The following is an 18,927-nucleotide window of genomic DNA, read 5'->3' on the forward strand; positions in this document are numbered from 1 at the left end:
AACACCCCTGACAAAATCCGCAGCATTCCGTGCAGCCCTGCTCGTGTGCCTCTTCATAGCTCTACCCTCCCCCCGCCCGGGCCAGCCCGCGCATCACCGCCAACAGGCCGGCGCCCCCCGTCACGATCAACAAGGCAGGCAATAAAGTGATTACCATCACGCCGGTCATCTTCACCGTGATGCGCGCGACTTTCTCGCGCAGGTCCAGTTTGCGCCGCTCGCGCACCCGTTCGCCGAAGCGGGTCAGCGGTTCCTGCACCGCGCCCCCATGGCGGTCGACCTGCACGATCAGGCGGCAGATGGCATTCAGGTCATCATTGTCGAAAGCGTTCATCAGGCGGCCCAGCGACTGCTCCCGCGTACGGCCGCGCGAATACTGTTCGTTGGCGACCCGCAGCTCATAACCGATGACGGGCAGCACGCGCTGGAATTCGGTGACGATGATGTGCAGGCTCTGGTCCGTCGACAGGCCCACGCCCTGCAACAGACGCAGCAGGTCGATCAGCAGCGGCAGCTCGGCCACCGCTGCCCGCCGCCGCGCGCCGGCGCGCCGCAGCAGCATCCATTTGGGCAGCATCCAGCCCAGGGCCAGCCCCACGAAGACCGCCGCCGCCTTGGTCAGCCCTTCATTCAGCAGGAAGGCGCGGCCGCCCACCAGTATCCATGCCGCCACGGGCAAGCCCAGCGACAGCACGGTGCGCGCCAGCACGAACACCGCGCGCACGCGGCCGATATTGGTATAGCCGCACATATCGATCAGCTTGCGGTCTTCCTCCGCCAGCAACGAATCGCCCAGGCGGCCCCGCTCCAGGCGATCGCCGATCGACTCCGCCATGGCCTTGACCGCTTCGATGCGGCCTGCCGAATCCGGCACGCTGGCGACCTGTTCGGCGCGCCGTCCCTCGCGCGCCGCCAGCGCCCGGTCCACGACACGGCGATTGCGCTGCTGGCGGGCGGCACGCAGTGCCATGCCCAGCGCCAGCGACAGCAGCGCCAGCGCCAGAAAACCGATGGCGCCGGCCAGCGCCAGATTGCCCCGCAATGCCAGGATCATCCCGTCCATGTCCGCTCCTAGACGCCCCGCGACATGCGGTAGAGCCAATAGGAGCCGACGGTCTGCAAGCCGACGGCCACCATCAACATATGTTGGCCCGCCGGGTCGTTCCAGAGGGTCATGAACAGGCCGTTGTTGAAGATGATGATGAAGGCGGCCAGACCGATCGGCAGCAATGCCAGAATCCAGGCCGACATGCGCACTTCCGCCGACAGGGCCGACAACTCATCGCGCGCCTGTTCGACGTCGCGCATGAAGGCCGCCATGCGATCGAGTATCTGGTCGCTGCGGCCGCCGAAGCGCATGGCCACGCCGATGACGGACGACAGCAGAAACAACTGCTGCAGGCCGTACTGCTCCGACACCTGGCGCAGCGCCGCGTCCAGTTCCTTGCCCGAACGCGTCAGGCTGTCCGCCCGCAGCAGCACCTCGCGCAAGGGTTCGTTGACGTTGCCCGCCGCCGTCTGGAGGGCCGCGTTGATGCTGTTGCCTATCGTCAGCAAACGCACCATGGATTCCAGGAAACCCGGCAGTTGCGACAACATGCGGCGCTGGCGCCGGTCTATCTTCAGCCACATGCGGAATACGGTCAGCCCTAGCGTCAGCACCAGGGCGGCCAGGGCGGCAAAAGGTCCGGCCAGCAACAGCAGCGCCAGCGGCAGGACGATGACCGGGCCCAGCGAGCCCGCATAGAAGGCCGGAGTGGGATCCACACCCGCGCGCGCCACCATGCGATCCCACCACAGCAGGCCCGTACCGGCAGCCGCCGCGACACGCGCTCCGCCGGCCGCCGCGGCGCCGTCAAGCGCCTCCCGCTGCCGCCCCAGCTGCCGTTCCAGAAAGGCCGAGGTCGCCTTGCGGTGCTGCCCCGAACCGGCGTGACGCCACAGCAGCACGGCGATCACCAGCAACACCAGGGCCACTGAAAGGCAAGCCACGACCCACTCCAGCAGCACCATCAGCGCCTCCGGCTCCAGAACCCGCCGCTGCCGTTGTCGTCAGGGGGGGCGCCAGGCTGCGTGCCGCGCAATTCGTCGCGCACCTTGGCCAGCTTGGGGGTGTGCGGATGGATGCCCAGGCCGACCCAGCGGTCCTTCTCATCCCCATCCGGCGTCACGAATACTTCGTGCCGATACAGCTCCTGCGTGGCGATCACGTTGTCGCTCATGCCGGTCACTTCGGTGACCGACAATACGCGCCGCTTGCCGTTCGGCAGGCGGCCGATCTGCACGATGAAATCCAGCGCGCTGGCGATCTGCCGGCGCAGGCTGTCCTCGCTGCCCTGGTAACCGGCAAAGCCGGCCAGCATCTCGATACGGTACAGGCATTCGCGCGCGGAATTGGCGTGGATGGTGCCCATCGAACCTTCATGGCCGGTGTTCATGGCCTGCATCATGTCCATGACTTCGGCGCCGCGCACTTCGCCGACGATGACGCGGTCGGGCCGCATCCGCAGGCTGTTGCGGATGAGATCGCGGATGCTCACCATGCCCGAGCCGTCGAAGCCGCCCTGGCGCGACTCCAGCCGCACCACGTGGGGATGGTTCAAGGACAGTTCGGCGGTGTCTTCCACGGTGACCACGCGCTCGGTCTCGGGCACGAAGAAGGCCAGCGCGTTCAGCAGCGACGTCTTGCCCGAGCTGGTTCCGCCGGACACCAGGATGTTGCAACGGTACTTGACCGCCAGGCTCAGCAGGCGATGAATCTCTTCATCGAAGGTACCCAGGGTCATCAGGTCCGCGGGCTTGAGGGGATCCTGGCGGAATTTGCGGATGGACACCATGGGGCCATCCACGGCCAGGGGCTCGATGACCACGTTCAGGCGGCCGCCATCGGGCAGCCGCGCATCCACCATGGGACTGGATTCATCCAGGCGGCGGCCGATCGGCGCCAGGATGCGGCGCACGATGCGCAGCACATGCTGGTTGTCCGAAAAGCGCAGGTTCTCGCGCGCCAGCACGCCGCGCCGCGACACGAACACCTTGTCGTAGCCGTTGATGAGGATATCTTCGACGGCCTGATCCGCCAGCAGGTCTTCCAGGGGGCCCAGGCCCGCCAGCTCCTTGGTCAGCGCCGCGGCGACCTGGCGCACCTCGGCCTCATTGATCGCCAGCCGGCGCAAGCGCACGAAACCGGCCACCTCGATATCGACGAACTCCTGGATCGCCTGGCGCGTCCAGCGGCCGAACTCGGCCCCCAGCTCCTCGATGCGCGAGAGCAGATGCTCGTACGCGGCATTCTTTACTTCCTGAAAGCGCTGGGAGCCCCCGAAGGCGCCGCCTTCCTCACCGAACTCCACCGTAGCCGTCATGATCATTGCAGTCCCCTCCAGGCTTTGCTCCGCCCGCTGCCGCCTCTAAATCGAACCGATCCCTGGCCGTCGCCGTTCAGTCGCCCAGCAGCGACATGCGCCGCTGCACACCCGGCAGCCACGTCGCCAGCCAACCGCTGCGCGACCCCGGCGCGACGTACTCGGCCGTCAGCCGATCGGCCAGGTGCTGCACCGCCCGCACGTAGATATCGCGCTCGGCGTCCTCGTGCAGCAGATGGCCCTGGTTGGTACACACCATCAGCGGCAAGGTGCGGTCAGGCAAGGTGCCGGCCAACTCCAGGTTGAAGCGCTCCGCGATCTGCACGGCGGTCATGCCATAGCGCTCGTCGTAGCGGTTGACCACCAGGCGCAGATGACCACGCTCCACATGTTGCTGCTCCAGCTCGCGCAGCAGGCCGGCCAGGGACACCAGGGCCCCCACGCTCTGGTCGGTCACCAGCCAGGTTTCCTGCGCCGAACGCGCCAGGCCGGCGACGAATTCAGGGTTGGAAAAACCGCCGGCATCGGCCAGCAACAAGCCATAGTGCTGGCGCAGGCGCTCGAACAGCAGCAGGGAATCGGACAGTGAAATCCCGCGCATCTGCGCCACGTCGCGCGGCATGGACAACACGCTGATGCCGCTGCGCGTGTGCGCCATGGCGGAGCCCAGCAAGGTCGGATCGAGGCGGCGCAGGTTGCGCACGGCCTCGGCGAAATCGAAATCGCTGTCGATGTTCAGGTACAGCAGGCAATCGCCCACCGGCCAGCCCAGGTCCAGCAGGCCGACCCGTTCCGACAGAGCCAGATGGCTGTTGTCGCCCTGCCCCTTGATGGGCTTGGGCGCGCCCGGCCGGTTGGCGCTGACCTGCGCCATCCGGTCCTGCATCAGTCCCGCCAGATGCACCGCCAGCGTGCTGGTGCCGACACCCGGCCGCGCGCCCAGCAGCGCCACGCTGCGACGGCTGCCGCGCGCCCCGCTGTTCGGCACGACGCCGCCGTCCATGTTCATGACGCGCTGCACGACCTCACGCACCTCGTCGGGCGCCACGCTGGGATCGATGAAATCGCTGACACCCGCCCGCAAGGCGGCGATGGCGCCTTCCGGATGCGCGACATAACCAACCGCCACCCGCGGCACCGCGGGCGCCACCCGCGCCAGCATGCGGGCCAGGTCGGCGGCCTGCAGGTACTTGCCCGGCTCGTTCTCGTTGCGCGTGAAGTCCAGGAAGACCACCCGCGGATCCAGCTCGGCCAGACGCCGCGCCATATGCTCCATGCTGGGCATTTCCTGCATCAGCAGGCCCATGTCACCGATGGCATTGCTCAACTGCGTGGCCACGTTCGCATCGTTCGAGCAGAACAGGAAGCAGCCGGCCTGCTGCGCCGCCACCCATTCCTTGGAATGTGTTTTCATAGTGCTCACCTTGAGAATCCTGGCATTTGCTGCCCGCCAGCGGGCCCCATCAGGTAATAGCCCCATGCCGTACTGGGGGTGTTGCCCACCTCTTCGCGCGCGCCCGGCAAAGGCAGGCTCACCCCGCGCGCGATCGGCCGCACCAGGTGCGGCGTCACCACGATGACCAGTTCACGATCATCCTGGGAATAACTCACGCCACGGAAGAAAGCGCCGATGATGGGCAGGTCACCCAGGAAAGGCACTTTGCTGACCGCGGCCTTGGTCTGGCGCGACACCAGGCCACTGATGATGAAGGTCTCGCCATCGCCCAGCTCCACCGTGGTGTCGGCCTTGCGCGTGCTCAGCGCGGGAATCACGGTGGTGGTATTGCCGTTGACGATGGGGATCCCGTTGGTGGGGTCCAGCTCGCTGGCTTCCGGCGCCACCTTCAATGCGATACGGCTGGCCGACAGCACGGTCGGCGTCACGCTCAAGCCTATGCCGAAGGGTTTGTAGACCACGCTTTGCGTGCCCAGTCCGCCCGACTCCGGCACCGGAATCTCGCCGCCGGCCAGGAAGCTGGCGCTTTGTCCTGACTGCGCCAGCAGGGTCGGCTGCGCCAGCACCCGCGCCAAACCATTCGACTCCAGCAGCGACAAGGTCGCCCCGAAGCGCGACGAGTCGTAGGAAAACAGGAAGCCGTTGGACGCGCCTCCCAGCGCGCTGGCCAAGCCGGCAGGAATCAGGTTCGACGAGGCAGCCCAGGGCCCCTTGCCGAAGTTGGCATTGATGCCCACGTCCTTCAGCGTGGAACGCGACACTTCCACCATCTTGACTTCGACCTGCACGATGGAGCTGACGTCGACGGTGGAGACGTCCACCACCTTGTCCTTGGCGGACGCCGCTTGCGCCGCCTCGACGCCATTACGATGGTCCAGCGCGGACGGTGACCGGCCGCTGACGACGGCCCCGCCGCCCGCGACGTCAACCTGCGCGCTGCTGGCGGCGCCACGCGCGGCCAGGGCCGCCTGCACGTCGCCCATGACGCGCACATTCCATACCTGGGGCGCATTGCTGCCGCTGGTCCAGACCTGCAATTGCGTCAGGCCGGGTCGCTTGCCGAGCACCAGCACCTGGCCGGCGCGATTGGGCCCCGGCGGCAGCACCTTCACGTCGGCCACCTCCGGGTCGCCGACCGCGATGCGCGACGGCGAGCGGGTCAAGGGCAAAGGGTATTGGCCGCGCAACGGGACGGCCAGCTCTTCGACGGGCGCCGTGGCGGGCGCGGCGGCTTGGCCGGCAGTGGCGGGCTGCCCTGCCCGCTGCGCTTGCTGTGCCCGTTGCTGTGCCTGCTGTTGCTGTGCCCGTTGCTGTGCTTGCGGTTGCGGCTGTTGAACCTGTTGTTGCGCCTGCGCCGGCACCACCGGCGCCAGCAAAGCCAAAGCCAGGACCACGCCACTCGCGCGCCCAGCGGTCATCCCGACGTTCGCGGCCGACCTGTTGCTGCTTTCCCCTCGGCGCCCGATCTCCGGGTGCCGGCTTTTCCTGCCTGTTATTTTGTTCTGCATGCAGCATCCAATCTTCAGTAGGAAACCATTTCGCTCTGTCCGCCGCGCACCACCTCGACGGACCTGCCGCCGCCGCCGCGCGCCGTCCGCTGCGCCGGCGCGGGCTTCGTTGCCGCCACGGGCGCCTCGACCCGCGGCGCCGGCCCCGACAACTGCGGCAGGCTGTCGCCGGCATACGCACGATTCACATCGTCGGCCGCCAGCGTCTTCTGGCTGACATTCAAATCCGCTCGGGCATTCAGCACCGGCTGGCGCGCGGGAAACAGCGCGGGGTCCGGCACCGTGGCGTCATCCGGCGCCCGTAGCGCCAGTTGCAGGCGGCCGGAGCGCGCCGCCAGCAGCAATTCATTGACCTGGGCCACCGGCACGGCCAGCATCGCGTTGCGCGGCGCGGGCGCGGCGCCGCCATTGCGTTGCGCCGCCGCCTTCTCATCCGCGTCCGGGCCATCCAGCGACTGGCTGCCATAGGCCAGCACCCGCACCCGCGACTGCAACAGCCGCGCCTGGGTACCGCCCACTTCCTGGCCCCGTTCCAAGGTGATGAACACGTCCACGCTGTCGCCCGGCCGGATGCGGTTGCTGGCGCCGATGATTTCGTCGACGGCAATGGCCACCGCCCGCTCGCCCGGTTGAAGATAGTTGGCCAGCCCGCGCGCCAATTGGAATTTCGTCACCGGCTCGCCGGGCTGGATCGCCACACGCGTTACCGCGTTGGCCAGATCGGCCGGGGCTGCAAACGCGCCGCTGGGCATCACCGGCCATTGCGCCACCGTCAGCGCGGCGCCATCGACCTGGGTGCCGGCCTCGATGGCGCGCGCCGCCACCACCACGGGATGGGTCGGCACGGCGTCCTGGCTGCGCACCACCGCGGGAGCGGTAGACGGCGGCGCCGGCGGCTGCATCGCGATACGCATGGCCAGATAAGCCAAGCCCAGGGCGATCAACAGCAACAGCACCGCCACGATCTTGGTCACATTGCTCATAACGTCTCCTGAATCTGCACCACGGCATTCGCGGTCATCGTTTGCGGCACCCACGACGATCGCCACAGCGTCTGGGAAAGCTTGCGCATGATGGCCAGCACGGGCCAGGCGCCCGTGTCATAGGTCAGGGACACCGTGGCGCACTGCACCGTCGGATTGCTGGCGCCGCCAGACCATGTGCAAGGCTTCTGCGCGGCGGCACAGCCTATGGTCATCCACGTCACCGAATCGCGCGCCACCCGGCAGGCGACGGTCGTGTCAATGGCGCCGCTCAATTTGCTGTCGAGCATGGCGCGCACGCCTTCCGTGGCGGCGCCCGTCAATTTCTGCTGGACCCACACCATGCCGCTCAAGCCGACGATGCCGCCCAGCATCAGCAGCAGCACCGACAGGACCAGGGCGAATTCCAGCGCGGCCACGCCATGCTGCCTGGCCGCGACTGCCGGCGCGCCACGCGTCGCGCGCCGCATTCCGTGACGGGCAACGCTGGCGCCATGCTTGCGCGGGATGCGATCGAACGCATCAGACAGGCGATAAAGGGCGCGCATCAGCCGCTCCCCTGCGCGATGACCATGCCGTTGCCCAGCTTGGCCGTGGAACGTGCCGACAGCGCGGCCGGCACCGCCAGGCCCATGCCGGGTAAGGTAGGAATCAGGGGATGGGCGCCGTAGGCATACGTGACGATGACCTCGAACTGGTCAGCGTCGAGCGGACGCCCGCTGCAGGTCGCACCGCCGGTGGCGGCCAGGACTCCCGAGGGGCCGCACACCGCCACGCCCGGCGTGGCCGCGCCCATGGCGCCGAGCCAGCGGACATTCTGATCAGCGATGGTCCAGGCGGCGGTCGCGCGCGCCTGCAGGGCGCCCTGGCCCTGCTGCCAGCGCAAGGCCGTCCGCACCCCCTGGTCGGCGGCGAGATTGATGGATTGCTGCGCCATGAAGATGAAGCCGTAGGTCACGACCCCATAAAGCAGCACGAAGAACACAGAGAACACCAGAGCGAACTCGACGGCATAAGCGCCACGCTGAGCACCGCCAGCGCGATATACGCCGCGTAGGGCACGCCCCGCGCCGGCCGCCCGCTGGGCCCCTGGCGAATCCTGCGAAAAGCCTGGTAGAGCGCGTGCACCCCGCCGGGCACGCTGGCCCAGAGTACGGCTAGCGCCAACGTCCAGGGTCCGGTGAACAGGCCCAGGGCCGCCATGTACTTCACGTCCCCGGCACCCATCAGCCGCAGACGCCACAAGACGATGAACAGGAGTCCCAACGCAAAACCGCTCAATGCCTGTATCCAACCCCGCGCGCCGGGCAGTGCCCCGGCAACCAGTCCTGTCTGCATCACCACGAGCGCCACCAGCTGCAGCGCCATCGCGGCGAGCAGCAGCTTGTTGGGCACGCGGCGCCAACGCAGGTCGTAGATCACGACGCATACATTGAATGCGACAAAAACCAGCCACCAGGTCTGCTCCATGGGTTGAATCTAGCGGTTGTCAGAGAACAAAGGATCAGCCGTGGTTATTGGCTTTTCGTATTGGCGCTCGTGACCGCGGAGCCGATGTTGTCAAAGATCGCTTTCAACTGCGGACTAAGAACCAGCAGTCCACCGATGATCACAATGGAGACCAACCCGGCGATCAGCCCATACTCGATGGCCGTCGCGCCCTCTTCGTCTTTCCAGAAGTGCTTGAGCTGTTGCATTTGCATGATCAATTCCCCCCAATAAAAGGGTTACTTCAACGAAAACACACCGGCTACCCACACCCGGTGCAACCATCGTGACACCGCGCAGTCCGAAGACTTTGCCGCGCCACGAATTCGAATCAGGTCCGGCCCGGCGGCCGCGACAACGGCGCCACCGCGGCTTCGTTGCCATCAATCAAGGCGTCGACACGCGCCGCCAGATGGGCGCGATACAAGGTCGACGTACGGTGCAACTGCCAACGTATGGCCAGCAAGGCCAGTGCCGACAGAGCGAAAACCACATACGGCAGGGACAGGCCACCCATGGTCCATTCCGTAGTCGCGCGCGGCGCGGAACAGATCACCACGCCGCCAGCCACCGCGGTGTAATGCATGCCGCACACCGCCACGGCCATCACCAACGCGGCAATCGGACGCTGCCACTCGTTCTGGATGTTGAAGGCCAGCCATAAGGCAGCGGTCGCGGCGGCGATGGCGATGGCCACCGACAACACGACCATGCCCGGGTCATAGGACAGGTCGGCCGGCATGCGCATCGAGGCCATTCCCAGGTAATGCATGGCCGCCACGCCGACGCCCGCGAGCACGCCGCCGGCGATACAGCGCCCAAGCGAGAACGTGGACCGGCCGACGAACCAGAACGCGGCGCCGGAGAGCAGCACGGCAACCACCAGGCTCAAGGCGGTCCAACCCACCTGGAAGCCGACGATGAACGGCAGGCGCTGCGCCTGCATGCCGATGAAATGCATGCTCCAGATGCCCACGCCGCCCATGGCCAGCGCGGCCACCGCCACATAGCCCAGGTGCACGCCGTCGTTCCGGGCCGTGCGTATGCGCGACGCTGCCAGCAGGGCCACGTAGGAACCCAGCGCGGCCACGACGAAAGAGAGCGCGGCAAGGCCCTCATTGAATTCGAGCGGAACGATGTCGCCGGGACTCATGCCGGTCTACCCCAAAAGTGGGAAGCGCTCACCGCGCCGGAATCACCGACGTCACATTCAAACGCTTCCGCGAATTGGTCCGCGTATATGTATGGCCTCATTTCAGTCCCCCTTCCCCGCCGTTCCCAAATGAAATCTTATGAAGCAATACACAGAATAGTCTTAACTATTAACAATTTTTAAACATTAGGGGGAAACCCTGATGCTGTTGTATTTGTAGCCCCCTTTACATACACCATACCCTAAATTCATCGATTTTCGAGGATGATTAGGCGGTTCTTACGCTCAGTTTGGTTTTATTTACGCAAATAGGTATTTTGTCGACAGCATACTGATCGCATTTCCGTGGTTACACTTAAGCAATAATTTAGTGATTTTCGTCTGTAATCGAAGGTCGAAAATGACACTATTTGCGCAATTTACGACAAACCTATTCACAGAAAATGCAGGCAAATCGCAGCAGATTTGCGGCACAAGCGAACCGAATCGAAGCAGTTCCCGCCACCGGGATCGGCGGATTTATCTAGACCTTAGGCATGAGGGGCACCTTGATCGACACGCGACAAACGCGCGTTCAGGCAGCCCCCACGCGTATACAGGGACGCAGCAGGCAGGGCGCAACACGAGAGGGGAAGTGACAGTGAAGAGTTTGTGGAACAAGAATTCCGGGCAGGCGCACCTGATTCGCCGTACCGCGCCCGCAACATTGATGATGGCCGCCGGCCTGCTGCTGGCCGCGCCGGTCGCGCATGCCGATGGTCCTCTGCGCGGCAATCCGGTGGACTCCCTGCCGCCCATGGAAAAACCGGCCCCACCCGCGCAACCGCCCTTGCAGGCCCCCACGCCGGAGCAGCAGGCGCTGGCCGCCCGCATGGCGCAGCACATCGTGCCGCGCCATTTCGACGTGACGGGCGCACATGCCATTCCCTTCGAGGAGATCAGCGCCCTGCTGGCGCCGCTGGCCAACAAGGACATCACCCTGGGCCAGCTGGTGCAGCAGGTCGACCGCATCACCACCCTGTACCGTGAGCGCGGCTACCCGCTGTCTTTCGCCGTGGTGCAGAACCAGACCTTCGCTGAAGGCACGGTGGTGGTGACCGTGGTCGAGGGCCATATCGGCGCGCTGCGCATCGAAGGCGACATGGGCAATTCCGAAGCGCGCCTGCGCACGCTGGCCCAGCCCATGATCGACGAGAAGCCGTTGACGCAAGCCACGCTGGAACGCCAGCTGAATCTGATGCGCATGGTGCCGGGCGTGACGTTCACACCGTCCCTGGACCTGCCCCGCCGTGCCGACGGCGCCAGCGAGCTGCTGCTCAAGGCCGCGCACAAACCGTTCAACGCCACGGCCGGCGTGGTGGATCTGGGTACCGGCATGCAGCCGCTGGTCAGCGCCAGCGCCAACAGCCTGACGCCGCTGGGCGAGCAGACCCGGCTGACGGCGGCCGTCCCCTTCGGCACCGACGACGTGCGCTATTACGCTGGTGACGTCACCGTGCCGATCGGCTCCAGCGGCCTGGCGGTGAAGCTGGAAGGCTATCACTACGAAGCCAAGCCCGAGGACGACACCATCGAGATGCTGGGCTACAAGCGCACGGTGAAGAACGACCGCATCGGCGTCGGCCTGAGCTACCCCTTCCTGCTGAACAACCAGAGTTCGCTGACCGGCACCTTGGGGGTCTATGCCGTCAATGCGCAAGACATCTACGACCAGCACGACACCGATCTGTGGCTGCGCCAGAAAACCCGCGTGCGGGCCGCCACCGCGGAGATGCGCTATATAACAGTGGGCCCGACGCGCAGCACCGATGTCACCGTGGGCGTCTCCAAAGGCATCACCGGCCTGGGCGCACAGAAGACCATCGATACCAATTACGGTTATTCAGCCACGCCCGACCTGGACCTGGATTTCACTCGCTTCAACATCACCGCGAAGCAGAGCTTCTCGCTGCCGGCCCAGTTCGGGGTCGTGCTGTCCGGCGCCGGCCAGTTCAGCGACAACGTCCTGCCCAGTTCGGAACAGGTGTCATTCGGCAGCTGGCGTTTCGGCATGGGCTATCCGCAGGGCGAGACCAGCGGCGACAAGGGCGTCGGCGCGGCGCTTGAACTGAACCGCAAGTTCGGCACGGGCTGGCAGTATCTGTCGGCGATCCAGCCCTATGCCCTGGTCGACTATGCGCGGACCTGGTACAACGCCGCGGCGCTCAAGCCCTATAACAATCGCCACCTGTCTTCAGTGGCGATGGGCGTGCGGCTGACGGACGACAAGAACTATCTGTTCGATTTCAACGTAGCCAAGCCGGTGGGGTCGGCCACGTTGAATGACGACAGCCGCGGATGGCGTTTCAACGCGAACTATCAACTGTTCTATTAAGAAGGCAAGCAGCCTGGCGGGAGCGCGGATGTACCCCGGCCCGCACGGTTGAGCATGACCGATCTGGCGACTTTCCCGGCAACGCGAAAGTCGCTTTTTTTTGATCGACGTTACGTTCCGGCGTTACGTTACGTGGGCCTCTGTTCCCGTAACGCCGAGGGCCGGAATGCGGGTTTGTCCTTGTTAGTTTCTGTCGGAGAGCAACATAAAACGCATGAAATGACACATTAAGGAACAATCACAAGCCCATGATTAATTTGATATTTTCAGGAATTCGATAGCAGCACGCAGACGACGGCGCGCAAGAAAACGCAAAGTTGGCATGGATTTCGCATTAGTACTGTCATCGGGTCATTCGAACCCGGCATATCGAGACAGAACCGGAGCGTGCCATGCAAACCATTGCGAAAATCCAAGGTATCAAGCGTACGTTGACCCTCACCGTGCTGACCGCCTCCCTGCTGGGCGCGCTCGCAGGCTGCGGCGGCGGCCATCACAACCACGACAAGGTTGCCGACAACAATGGCCTGCCCGCCACGCCTGGCGGCGGTGGCAATGGCGGCGGCAACGGTGGTGGCAATGGCGGTGGTGGCGGCGGTGGAGGCAACGGCAACACCGATCCCACGAATCCGACCAACCCGACGAACCCCACCAATCCCACCAACACCCCGGGATTGCTGCAAACGACCTTGGGCAACACCGGCGGCGCCGTGGATAACGTGGCCTCGGTGAATGCGGGCTCCCTGCTCGGCGGCGTCGGCGCGGCGCTGGACCCGACCGTGGCCCCTGTCGCCAACACCGTGACGGCGCTGACCCAGCAAGTGGGCGCGACGACCGGTCTGGGCGCACCCGTCGACAGCCTGCTGGGACAGGTGGGCGGCACCGTCAGCAATCTGGGCGACTCGGTCTCTTCGACCGCCCTGCCCGGCAATCTCAGCACCGCCGTCGGCGGTCTGGTCAGTGGCCTGGGTGACACCGTGGCCAGCGCCGGCGGCCTGCTCAATGCGTCGGCCACCAACCAGCAACCCTTGACCGCCGTACTGGGCAACGCCACCGCCGCGCTGGGCACGACCACCGCGGCCCTGACCGGCGACGGCGGCCTGCTGCAACCTGTCAGCAGCCTGCTCGGTCAGGTCACGGGTGGAGCGCTCTCGGGCACCCAGAACGCCATTCTGCAACCGACCCTGGGCAATACCGGCGGGGCCGTGGACAACGTGGTGCCGCTGGGCCTGGCGCAACCGCTGGCTGCCGTGGGCGCGTCGCTGGACAAGACCGTGTCGCCCCTGGTCGGCAATGTCGCGGGTGTGACTCAGAACCTCGGTGACACCACCGGCCTGGGCGCGCCGGTCAGTGGCTTGTTGACCAGCATCGGCGGCACCGTCGCCGGTGCCGGCAACTCGCTGGGCGGCACGCAGCTGGCTGGCGTCAATGGCCTGCTGACGGGTGTCGGCAATGCGGTCAGCGCGGCCGGCGGCCTGGTCACCAGCACCAACCCTGCCGCGGGCAATCCGCTCGGCGCGGTGCTGGGCAACACGACGGCGGGTGTCGCGTCCTTGACCAGCGCGGTCGGCGGCGTGACCGGTGGCTTGACGGGTGGTTTGGGCGGTGGCTCGGGCACCACGGGCGGCTTGCTGCAACCGATCAACGGCTTGCTCGGCGGCGTAGGCGGCTTGCCGGCCGGCGGCGGCAACAACGCTGGCTTGCTGGCGCCGGTGACCGGGCTGGTGGCTTCGATCACGGGCACGGCTGCCAACACGGGCGCCAACAACGGCGGCCTGCTCAGCGGCCTCATCAACGGCGTGACCAACGTGGCGGGCGGCACCGCTGCCACGGGCGGCACGACCACGACGGGCGGCGCCGCAACCGGCGGCAGCACCGGCGCGTCGGTGTCCACCGGCAACGGCGGTCTGCTCGGCGGCCTGTTGGGCGGCACCACCGTGGCGGCCAATACGTCCGGCGGCACCAGCGCGGGTGGCACTACCACGACCAGTGGAAGCACCAGCACGGGCAGCAGCACCGGCACCACCACCAACAACGGCGGCCTGCTCGGCGGCCTCGTGGGTGGCTTGCTGGGTCGTCGTTGATCCTCTCCAACTGCTCCGCCGCGCCAGGACAGCCATAAGCCTGGCGCGGTGGAGCAAGACCGGCAGCGGAAGGCCGGTCTTGACCTGAACAGTGAAACCTCGCAGTGAACCCCTTCTTGAACAAGCAACTAGAAACAGAACCGGGAGTACCGATCATGTTCGACATCGAAACTGGCAATCATGCGGACCGCGCCACCGAAATCGTCATGCCACGCGGCAATGGCGAGGCGCAGCAAGGCCTGCTGGACGATATGGCGCTGATGTTGGGCCGCCAATTCAGCGTATACACCGCCGTCTGCCAGGCCGCGCTGGCCGAGCAGCTGGGCATGCCCCTCTCCGACCTGCGCGCGCTGGAACTGGTGATCGAATTCGACGCCCTGCCTACCGGCCAGCTCGCGCAACTGCTGGGGGTCAGCTCCGGCGGCGCGACCGCCTTGATCAACCGGCTGGAAGAGACGGGCTATGTGAAGCGCGACCGCCATCCGCTGGATCGCCGCGTCATCGTGATCCGGCCGGTGACGTCGCGCTGTGCGCCCTTGACCCGGCAACGGCGCCTGATCGCTGACGAGATCATGCTGCAAGCACGGCGCCACGACGACGAACATTTGCAGGTGATGCATGGTTTCCTCGCGCAATGCGTTCGCGCGCTGCGCCATGAAACCCTGGCGTGGCTGGAAACGCAGAAGAACCCCACGTTGAACGATTGATTGGATTCGATGGGTGGAAGCGGCAGGACAGCTACAGGCCGCCATCGACCCATCGCTAGCTTTCGATCACCCCGACAACACATGGCGTGCAACGCCGGTGGCCTCGCTGCCTCCTCGTGACGGCAAGACGGCCGGGCCGATCGGCAACGCTGCCGCGCAACGTCGAAGTGATCGAACCGCCTTCCTGGCGGCCAGGGGACCCTGGGCCACCGGAAGGCACGCAGCAGGACCTTGGATCCGCCCTATGGCGGATCTTTTTTTGACGCCGGGCCGCCCCAAGTCAAAAAGCGTCCCCTTGGGGGACCGGGCAACCCGCAGGGTTGCCCTGAGGGGCAATATTTGACGCCGGGCCGCCCCAAGTCAAAAGCGTCCCCTTGGGGGACTGGGCAACCCGCAGGGTTGCCCTGAGGGGCAATCCTTTCATGTGCCGAAGGACAGGCGAGGCACGGCCGCCAGCAGGCGTTGCGTCATCTCGTGCGCGGGTGCATGCAGCACCTGGTCCGTCGCCCCGTCCTCCACGATGCGGCCACCGTACATGACGGCGATGCGATCGGCCAGGTACTCCACCACGCCGAAATTGTGCGTGATGAACAGATAGGCGATGCCCAGTTCCGCCTGCAGCTCACGCAGCAGGTCGAGGATCTGCGCCTGCACCGACACATCCAGCGCCGACGTCGGTTCGTCGCAGATCAGCACCTTGGGCTCCACCGCCAACGCGCGCGCGATGGCGATGCGCTGCCGCTGGCCGCCGGAAAACTCGTGGGGATAGCGCGTGGCCGTATCTTCGGGCAGGCCGACCCGCCGCAGCAGCCATCGCACGCGTTCCTCGCAAGCGGGCCGGGTCAGATCCTTGCGCAGGGATTGCACGCCTTCGAGCAGGATCTCGCCGATACGCATGCGCGGATTGAGCGACGCGAACGGATCCTGGAAGACGATCTGGATGTCCTGGCGCAGGCGCGCCATCTCGCGCCGGTTGGCGGCGAAGATGTCGCGGCCATTGAGCAAGGCCCGGCCGCTGATGGACGCACCGCTGATCAGGCGCAACAAGGCCTTGCCGGTGGTCGTCTTGCCGCAACCGGACTCGCCCAGCAAGGCCAGGGTCTCGCCGGCCCGCAAGGTAAAACTGACGCCGTCCACCGCCTTGACCCACGAGTGGATGCGCTTGAGGGCGCCCTTGCGGACGGGATAGTGGACTTTCAAGTCCTGTACTTCCAGGACGATTTCGGCGCCATCCAGCGCCGGCGCCCGCGCGCTTGCCGCCGGCGCGACCCCGGCCGCGGCCGGAATCCTGGCGCCCGCCGGACGCGCGTCGCGGCCGTGCACGGAATCCTCGGCGTCCTGCGCCACCTTCGACAATGGCCGCCCCCGCTTCTCGAATGCCGGGATGGCATCGAACAGCTGGCGCGCATAGGGATGGCGGGGCGCTTCGAAAAATTCGCGGGCCGGCGCGCTTTCGACGATCTCGCCCGCCCGCATCAACGCCACGTGCTGCGCGACGTTCCGCACCACGGCCAGATCATGCGTGATCAGCAGGATGGCCATCCCCATGTCGCGCTGGATATCCGCCAGCAGCGCCAGCACCTGGGCCTGCACGGTGACGTCGAGCGCCGTCGTGGGCTCATCCGCGATCAACAGCTGCGGCTCCGCCGCGAGCGCGATGGCGATCATCACACGCTGTTTCTGGCCACCGGAGAACTGCATCGGATAATCATCGATGCGCCGCTCCGGTTCCGGGATGCCGACACGTCGCAGCCAGTCGATGGCGCGCGCACGGGCCTGCGCGCCCCGCAGCGACGTATGTGTATGCAGGGTTTCGATGATCTGGTCGCCGACGCGCATGACCGGATTCAGGCTGGTGGACGGCTCCTGAAAAATGATGCCGATCTGGCCGCCGCGCACCGCGCGCATGGCGCTTTCGGGCAGCTGGTTGAGGTCCTCGCCCCCCACGTCGACCTGGCCGCCGACCACCCGCGCCGCATCCGGCAACAGGCGTAGCAGCGCCAGCGCCGTGATGCTCTTGCCGCAGCCCGACTCGCCCACCAGGGCGAAGGTCTCGCCCCGTTCGATGGCCAGGCTCAGGCGTTTGACCGCCTGCTGCACCTGGTGCTCGCCCGCGATGTCCACGCGCAGGCCATCGACCCGCAGTATCGGGTTGTCGACCCGATCGCCCTCTTTTGCTGCCACGGTATCTGCCTTCCCTTGATTCATGGCGGCGTCCTTATTTCGGCTGGTCACGAGAACCTCCGCCGGAACCGTCGCGCGGCAAGCCGTCCGACTCATCGTCATCGTCCGCATCCCGTTCGGTTTCACGCGCCTCCGCCGCCACCGGCGACACGGCGAACACACCACCGGCCATGGCCGGCGCCGCCAGCACGCGCCGGCGGCGCGGGCGGAAACGGCGCGTGCGCGGATCGAAGGCCGCGCGCACGGCATCGGCGAACAGATTGGCGGCCAGCACCAGCGCCAGCATGAAGGCGAAGGCGGTACCCAGGTTCCAATAGATCATCGGATCCATGGACATCTCCAGCCGCGCGCCGTTGATCATCGATCCGAAGGAGTTCATGGACGGATCCACGCCGATGCCCAGGTAGGACAGCACCGCCTCGTACAGCACCAGACCGGAGAATTCCAGCACCACGGTGATCAACACGATGTGCATGACATTGGGCAGCAGGTGGCGCCGCATGATGGACCAGTCCGACACGCCGAAGGCCCTGGCGGCCTGCACGAACTCCAGCTCCCGCAACTTCAGCGCCTCGGCCCGAAGCAGGCGGCACAAGCCGGCCCAGCCGGTCAGCCCCAGGATCATGCACAACAGAAACAGCCGCAGATCGGCGCGCGCCGCCGAGGTATCGAACAAGGTGGGATTGTTGTCGATGTAGACCTGCATCATCAGCACGCAGGCGGCTACCAGCAACACGCCGGGTATGGACGTCAGAGTGGTGTACAGATACTGGATGGCGTCGTCGACCTTGCCCTTGAAATAGCCCGCGGCGATGCCGAACAGAATGGCCGGGGGCAGCATGGCCAACGTCGTCAGGCTGCCGATGACCAGCGCCGTGCGTATGCTCTTGAGCGCCTGCCACAGGACGTCATTGCCGGTCCGGTCGGTGCCCAAGGCGTGATAACCCGTGGCCCAGCCGCCCAGCAGACCGGTGACCAGGGCCAGGCCCATGAACGTGATCCACATGGCGCGCCAGCGTACGTCGGTGTGGCCCTGCAGGATGTCGCGCAAGGCCTGGCGCCAGCCGCCATGAGTGCGCGCCAGCGCGGCGGCCAGCAACAGGCCCGCGGCCAGCCCGACCACGGCGCCGCCCAGCAAGCCCAGCCCGCCACGCTTTAACACATCAAGCCGCAGTTCGTTGGCGGGATCCTTCAGATGGGCGCCGCCCGCGCGCAGGCGCGGAAAATCGCGCACCGGCTTGTCGTCCACCAGCATGGTTTCCTTGGTGAACTGATAGGCCCGCAGCGGCGCCGAATAGGTCTTTTCCGGGCGGGTCAGCACGGTGCCGCGCAGCACGCTGTCCAGCAGCGATTGCGCCGCGGGCGCGTAGGCCGGCGGCGCGTCGATGGCAGCGCCGGGCAGCGGCGGCAGACGCGGCCGGAAATGCACCGAATCGAGCAAACCGATAAGGGCGAACACCGCCAGGATGACCGCCGCGCACATGGCCGGGCCATCATGCGCCACCCGCGCCCAGGTGGCGCGCAACGTGGGGCTGCGGCGCACGCGCCAGGCATAGCCCAGCACGGCGAGCACGATCAGGAACAGGGCGACGTCGGTCCACAGCAGAACGAATTTCGGCATGGTG

General features: G+C 66.3%; 16 protein-coding genes. 3 read left to right on the plus strand and 13 right to left on the minus strand.

Annotated elements, in window-relative coordinates:
• Nucleotides 1-61: 61 nt before the first annotated feature.
• The 11 genes from ASB57_RS14345 to ASB57_RS14395 form a co-directional block, all read right to left on the minus strand.
• Nucleotides 62-1,063 (minus strand): type II secretion system F family protein, encoded by a 1,002-nt coding sequence (locus ASB57_RS14345; protein WP_057652840.1) that lies wholly within the window; start codon nucleotides 1,061-1,063, stop codon nucleotides 62-64.
• Nucleotides 1,064-1,071: 8 nt separating this feature from the next.
• Nucleotides 1,072-2,013, minus strand: a complete 942-nt coding sequence (locus tag ASB57_RS14350; protein ID WP_057652841.1) for a type II secretion system F family protein — start codon at nucleotides 2,011-2,013, stop codon at nucleotides 1,072-1,074.
• A complete protein-coding gene (locus ASB57_RS14355) occupies nucleotides 2,013-3,371 on the minus strand; it encodes a CpaF family protein (RefSeq protein ID WP_057652842.1) in 1,359 nt (452 codons plus the stop codon). Before ASB57_RS14355 ends, ASB57_RS14350 begins: the two co-directional genes overlap by 1 nt.
• A 70-nt stretch (nucleotides 3,372-3,441) precedes the next feature.
• Nucleotides 3,442-4,788, minus strand: coding sequence for a pilus assembly protein CpaE (locus tag ASB57_RS14360; RefSeq protein WP_057652843.1), 1,347 nt, complete (start codon nucleotides 4,786-4,788; stop codon nucleotides 3,442-3,444).
• Nucleotides 4,785-6,239: a type II and III secretion system protein family protein gene (locus tag ASB57_RS14365; RefSeq protein WP_082621604.1), complete on the minus strand. Its 1,455-nt coding sequence runs from the start codon at nucleotides 6,237-6,239 to the stop codon at nucleotides 4,785-4,787. Before ASB57_RS14365 ends, ASB57_RS14360 begins: the two co-directional genes overlap by 4 nt.
• Before the next feature lie 104 nt (nucleotides 6,240-6,343).
• Complete coding sequence (cpaB, locus tag ASB57_RS14370) at nucleotides 6,344-7,312, minus strand: Flp pilus assembly protein CpaB (protein ID WP_057652844.1); 969 nt, start codon at nucleotides 7,310-7,312, stop codon at nucleotides 6,344-6,346.
• Nucleotides 7,309-7,860 (minus strand): TadE/TadG family type IV pilus assembly protein, encoded by a 552-nt coding sequence (locus ASB57_RS14375; RefSeq protein ID WP_057652845.1) that lies wholly within the window; start codon nucleotides 7,858-7,860, stop codon nucleotides 7,309-7,311. The genes cpaB and ASB57_RS14375 overlap by 4 nt, the downstream gene beginning before the upstream one ends.
• Nucleotides 7,860-8,306 carry a TadE/TadG family type IV pilus assembly protein gene (locus ASB57_RS14380; RefSeq protein WP_057652846.1) on the minus strand — a complete coding sequence of 149 codons (447 nt, stop codon included), beginning with the start codon at nucleotides 8,304-8,306 and terminating at the stop codon, nucleotides 7,860-7,862. Before ASB57_RS14380 ends, ASB57_RS14375 begins: the two co-directional genes overlap by 1 nt.
• Complete coding sequence (locus tag ASB57_RS14385; protein ID WP_156414171.1) at nucleotides 8,267-8,782, minus strand: prepilin peptidase; 516 nt, start codon at nucleotides 8,780-8,782, stop codon at nucleotides 8,267-8,269. Before ASB57_RS14385 ends, ASB57_RS14380 begins: the two co-directional genes overlap by 40 nt.
• A gap of 44 nt (nucleotides 8,783-8,826) precedes the next feature.
• Nucleotides 8,827-9,015, minus strand: a complete 189-nt coding sequence (locus ASB57_RS14390) for a Flp family type IVb pilin (RefSeq protein WP_369822862.1) — start codon at nucleotides 9,013-9,015, stop codon at nucleotides 8,827-8,829.
• 116 nt (nucleotides 9,016-9,131) lie between these two features.
• The gene (locus tag ASB57_RS14395) at nucleotides 9,132-9,953 is read right to left on the minus strand and encodes an MHYT domain-containing protein (protein WP_057652848.1); all 822 of its coding nucleotides are present in this window, start codon (nucleotides 9,951-9,953) and stop codon (nucleotides 9,132-9,134) included.
• Between the two features lie 682 nt (nucleotides 9,954-10,635).
• Between ASB57_RS14395 and ASB57_RS14400 the strand changes: the two genes are divergently transcribed.
• The 3 genes from ASB57_RS14400 (at nucleotide 10,636) to ASB57_RS14410 (ending at nucleotide 15,118) form a co-directional block, all read left to right on the plus strand.
• On the plus strand, nucleotides 10,636-12,327 hold the full coding sequence (locus ASB57_RS14400; RefSeq protein WP_369822872.1) for a ShlB/FhaC/HecB family hemolysin secretion/activation protein: 1,692 nt from the start codon (nucleotides 10,636-10,638) through the stop codon (nucleotides 12,325-12,327).
• 392 nt (nucleotides 12,328-12,719) lie between these two features.
• Nucleotides 12,720-14,411 (plus strand): collagen-like triple helix repeat-containing protein, encoded by a 1,692-nt coding sequence (locus tag ASB57_RS14405; protein WP_057652850.1) that lies wholly within the window; start codon nucleotides 12,720-12,722, stop codon nucleotides 14,409-14,411.
• A 155-nt stretch (nucleotides 14,412-14,566) separates the two neighbouring features.
• Nucleotides 14,567-15,118, plus strand: coding sequence for a MarR family winged helix-turn-helix transcriptional regulator (locus tag ASB57_RS14410; RefSeq protein WP_057652851.1), 552 nt, complete (start codon nucleotides 14,567-14,569; stop codon nucleotides 15,116-15,118).
• Between the two features lie 420 nt (nucleotides 15,119-15,538).
• Here ASB57_RS14410 and ASB57_RS14415 read toward each other — a convergent pair whose 3' ends face one another.
• Nucleotides 15,539-17,326 (minus strand): ABC transporter ATP-binding protein, encoded by a 1,788-nt coding sequence (locus ASB57_RS14415; protein WP_057652852.1) that lies wholly within the window; start codon nucleotides 17,324-17,326, stop codon nucleotides 15,539-15,541.
• 10 nt (nucleotides 17,327-17,336) lie between these two features.
• Nucleotides 17,337-18,923 (minus strand): ABC transporter permease, encoded by a 1,587-nt coding sequence (locus ASB57_RS14420; protein ID WP_082621605.1) that lies wholly within the window; start codon nucleotides 18,921-18,923, stop codon nucleotides 17,337-17,339.
• Between the last annotated feature and the right edge of the window lie 4 nt (nucleotides 18,924-18,927).

The sequence above is a fragment of the Bordetella sp. N genome (genome assembly GCF_001433395.1).
Taxonomy (GTDB): Bacteria; Pseudomonadota; Gammaproteobacteria; order Burkholderiales; family Burkholderiaceae_B; genus Bordetella_C.

What these genes read in the sequence shown, in the direction of transcription:
- ASB57_RS14355 (WP_057652842.1), bottom strand. Translation starts at nt 3,371, where the DNA reads ATGATCATGACGGCTACGGTGGAGTTCGGTGAGGAAGGCGGCGCCTTC.
- ASB57_RS14375 (WP_057652845.1), bottom strand. Translation starts at nt 7,860, where the DNA reads ATGCGCGCCCTTTATCGCCTGTCTGATGCGTTCGATCGCATCCCGCGC.
- ASB57_RS14345 (WP_057652840.1), bottom strand. Translation starts at nt 1,063, where the DNA reads ATGGACGGGATGATCCTGGCATTGCGGGGCAATCTGGCGCTGGCCGGC.
- ASB57_RS14415 (WP_057652852.1), bottom strand. Translation starts at nt 17,326, where the DNA reads ATGAATCAAGGGAAGGCAGATACCGTGGCAGCAAAAGAGGGCGATCGG.
- ASB57_RS14410 (WP_057652851.1), top strand. Translation starts at nt 14,567, where the DNA reads ATGTTCGACATCGAAACTGGCAATCATGCGGACCGCGCCACCGAAATC.
- ASB57_RS14405 (WP_057652850.1), top strand. Translation starts at nt 12,720, where the DNA reads ATGCAAACCATTGCGAAAATCCAAGGTATCAAGCGTACGTTGACCCTC.
- ASB57_RS14365 (WP_082621604.1), bottom strand. Translation starts at nt 6,239, where the DNA reads ATGACCGCTGGGCGCGCGAGTGGCGTGGTCCTGGCTTTGGCTTTGCTG.
- ASB57_RS14350 (WP_057652841.1), bottom strand. Translation starts at nt 2,013, where the DNA reads ATGGTGCTGCTGGAGTGGGTCGTGGCTTGCCTTTCAGTGGCCCTGGTG.
- ASB57_RS14395 (WP_057652848.1), bottom strand. Translation starts at nt 9,953, where the DNA reads ATGAGTCCCGGCGACATCGTTCCGCTCGAATTCAATGAGGGCCTTGCC.
- ASB57_RS14385 (WP_156414171.1), bottom strand. Translation starts at nt 8,782, where the DNA reads ATGGAGCAGACCTGGTGGCTGGTTTTTGTCGCATTCAATGTATGCGTC.
- cpaB (WP_057652844.1), bottom strand. Translation starts at nt 7,312, where the DNA reads ATGAGCAATGTGACCAAGATCGTGGCGGTGCTGTTGCTGTTGATCGCC.
- ASB57_RS14420 (WP_082621605.1), bottom strand. Translation starts at nt 18,923, where the DNA reads ATGCCGAAATTCGTTCTGCTGTGGACCGACGTCGCCCTGTTCCTGATC.
- ASB57_RS14390 (WP_369822862.1), bottom strand. Translation starts at nt 9,015, where the DNA reads ATGCAAATGCAACAGCTCAAGCACTTCTGGAAAGACGAAGAGGGCGCG.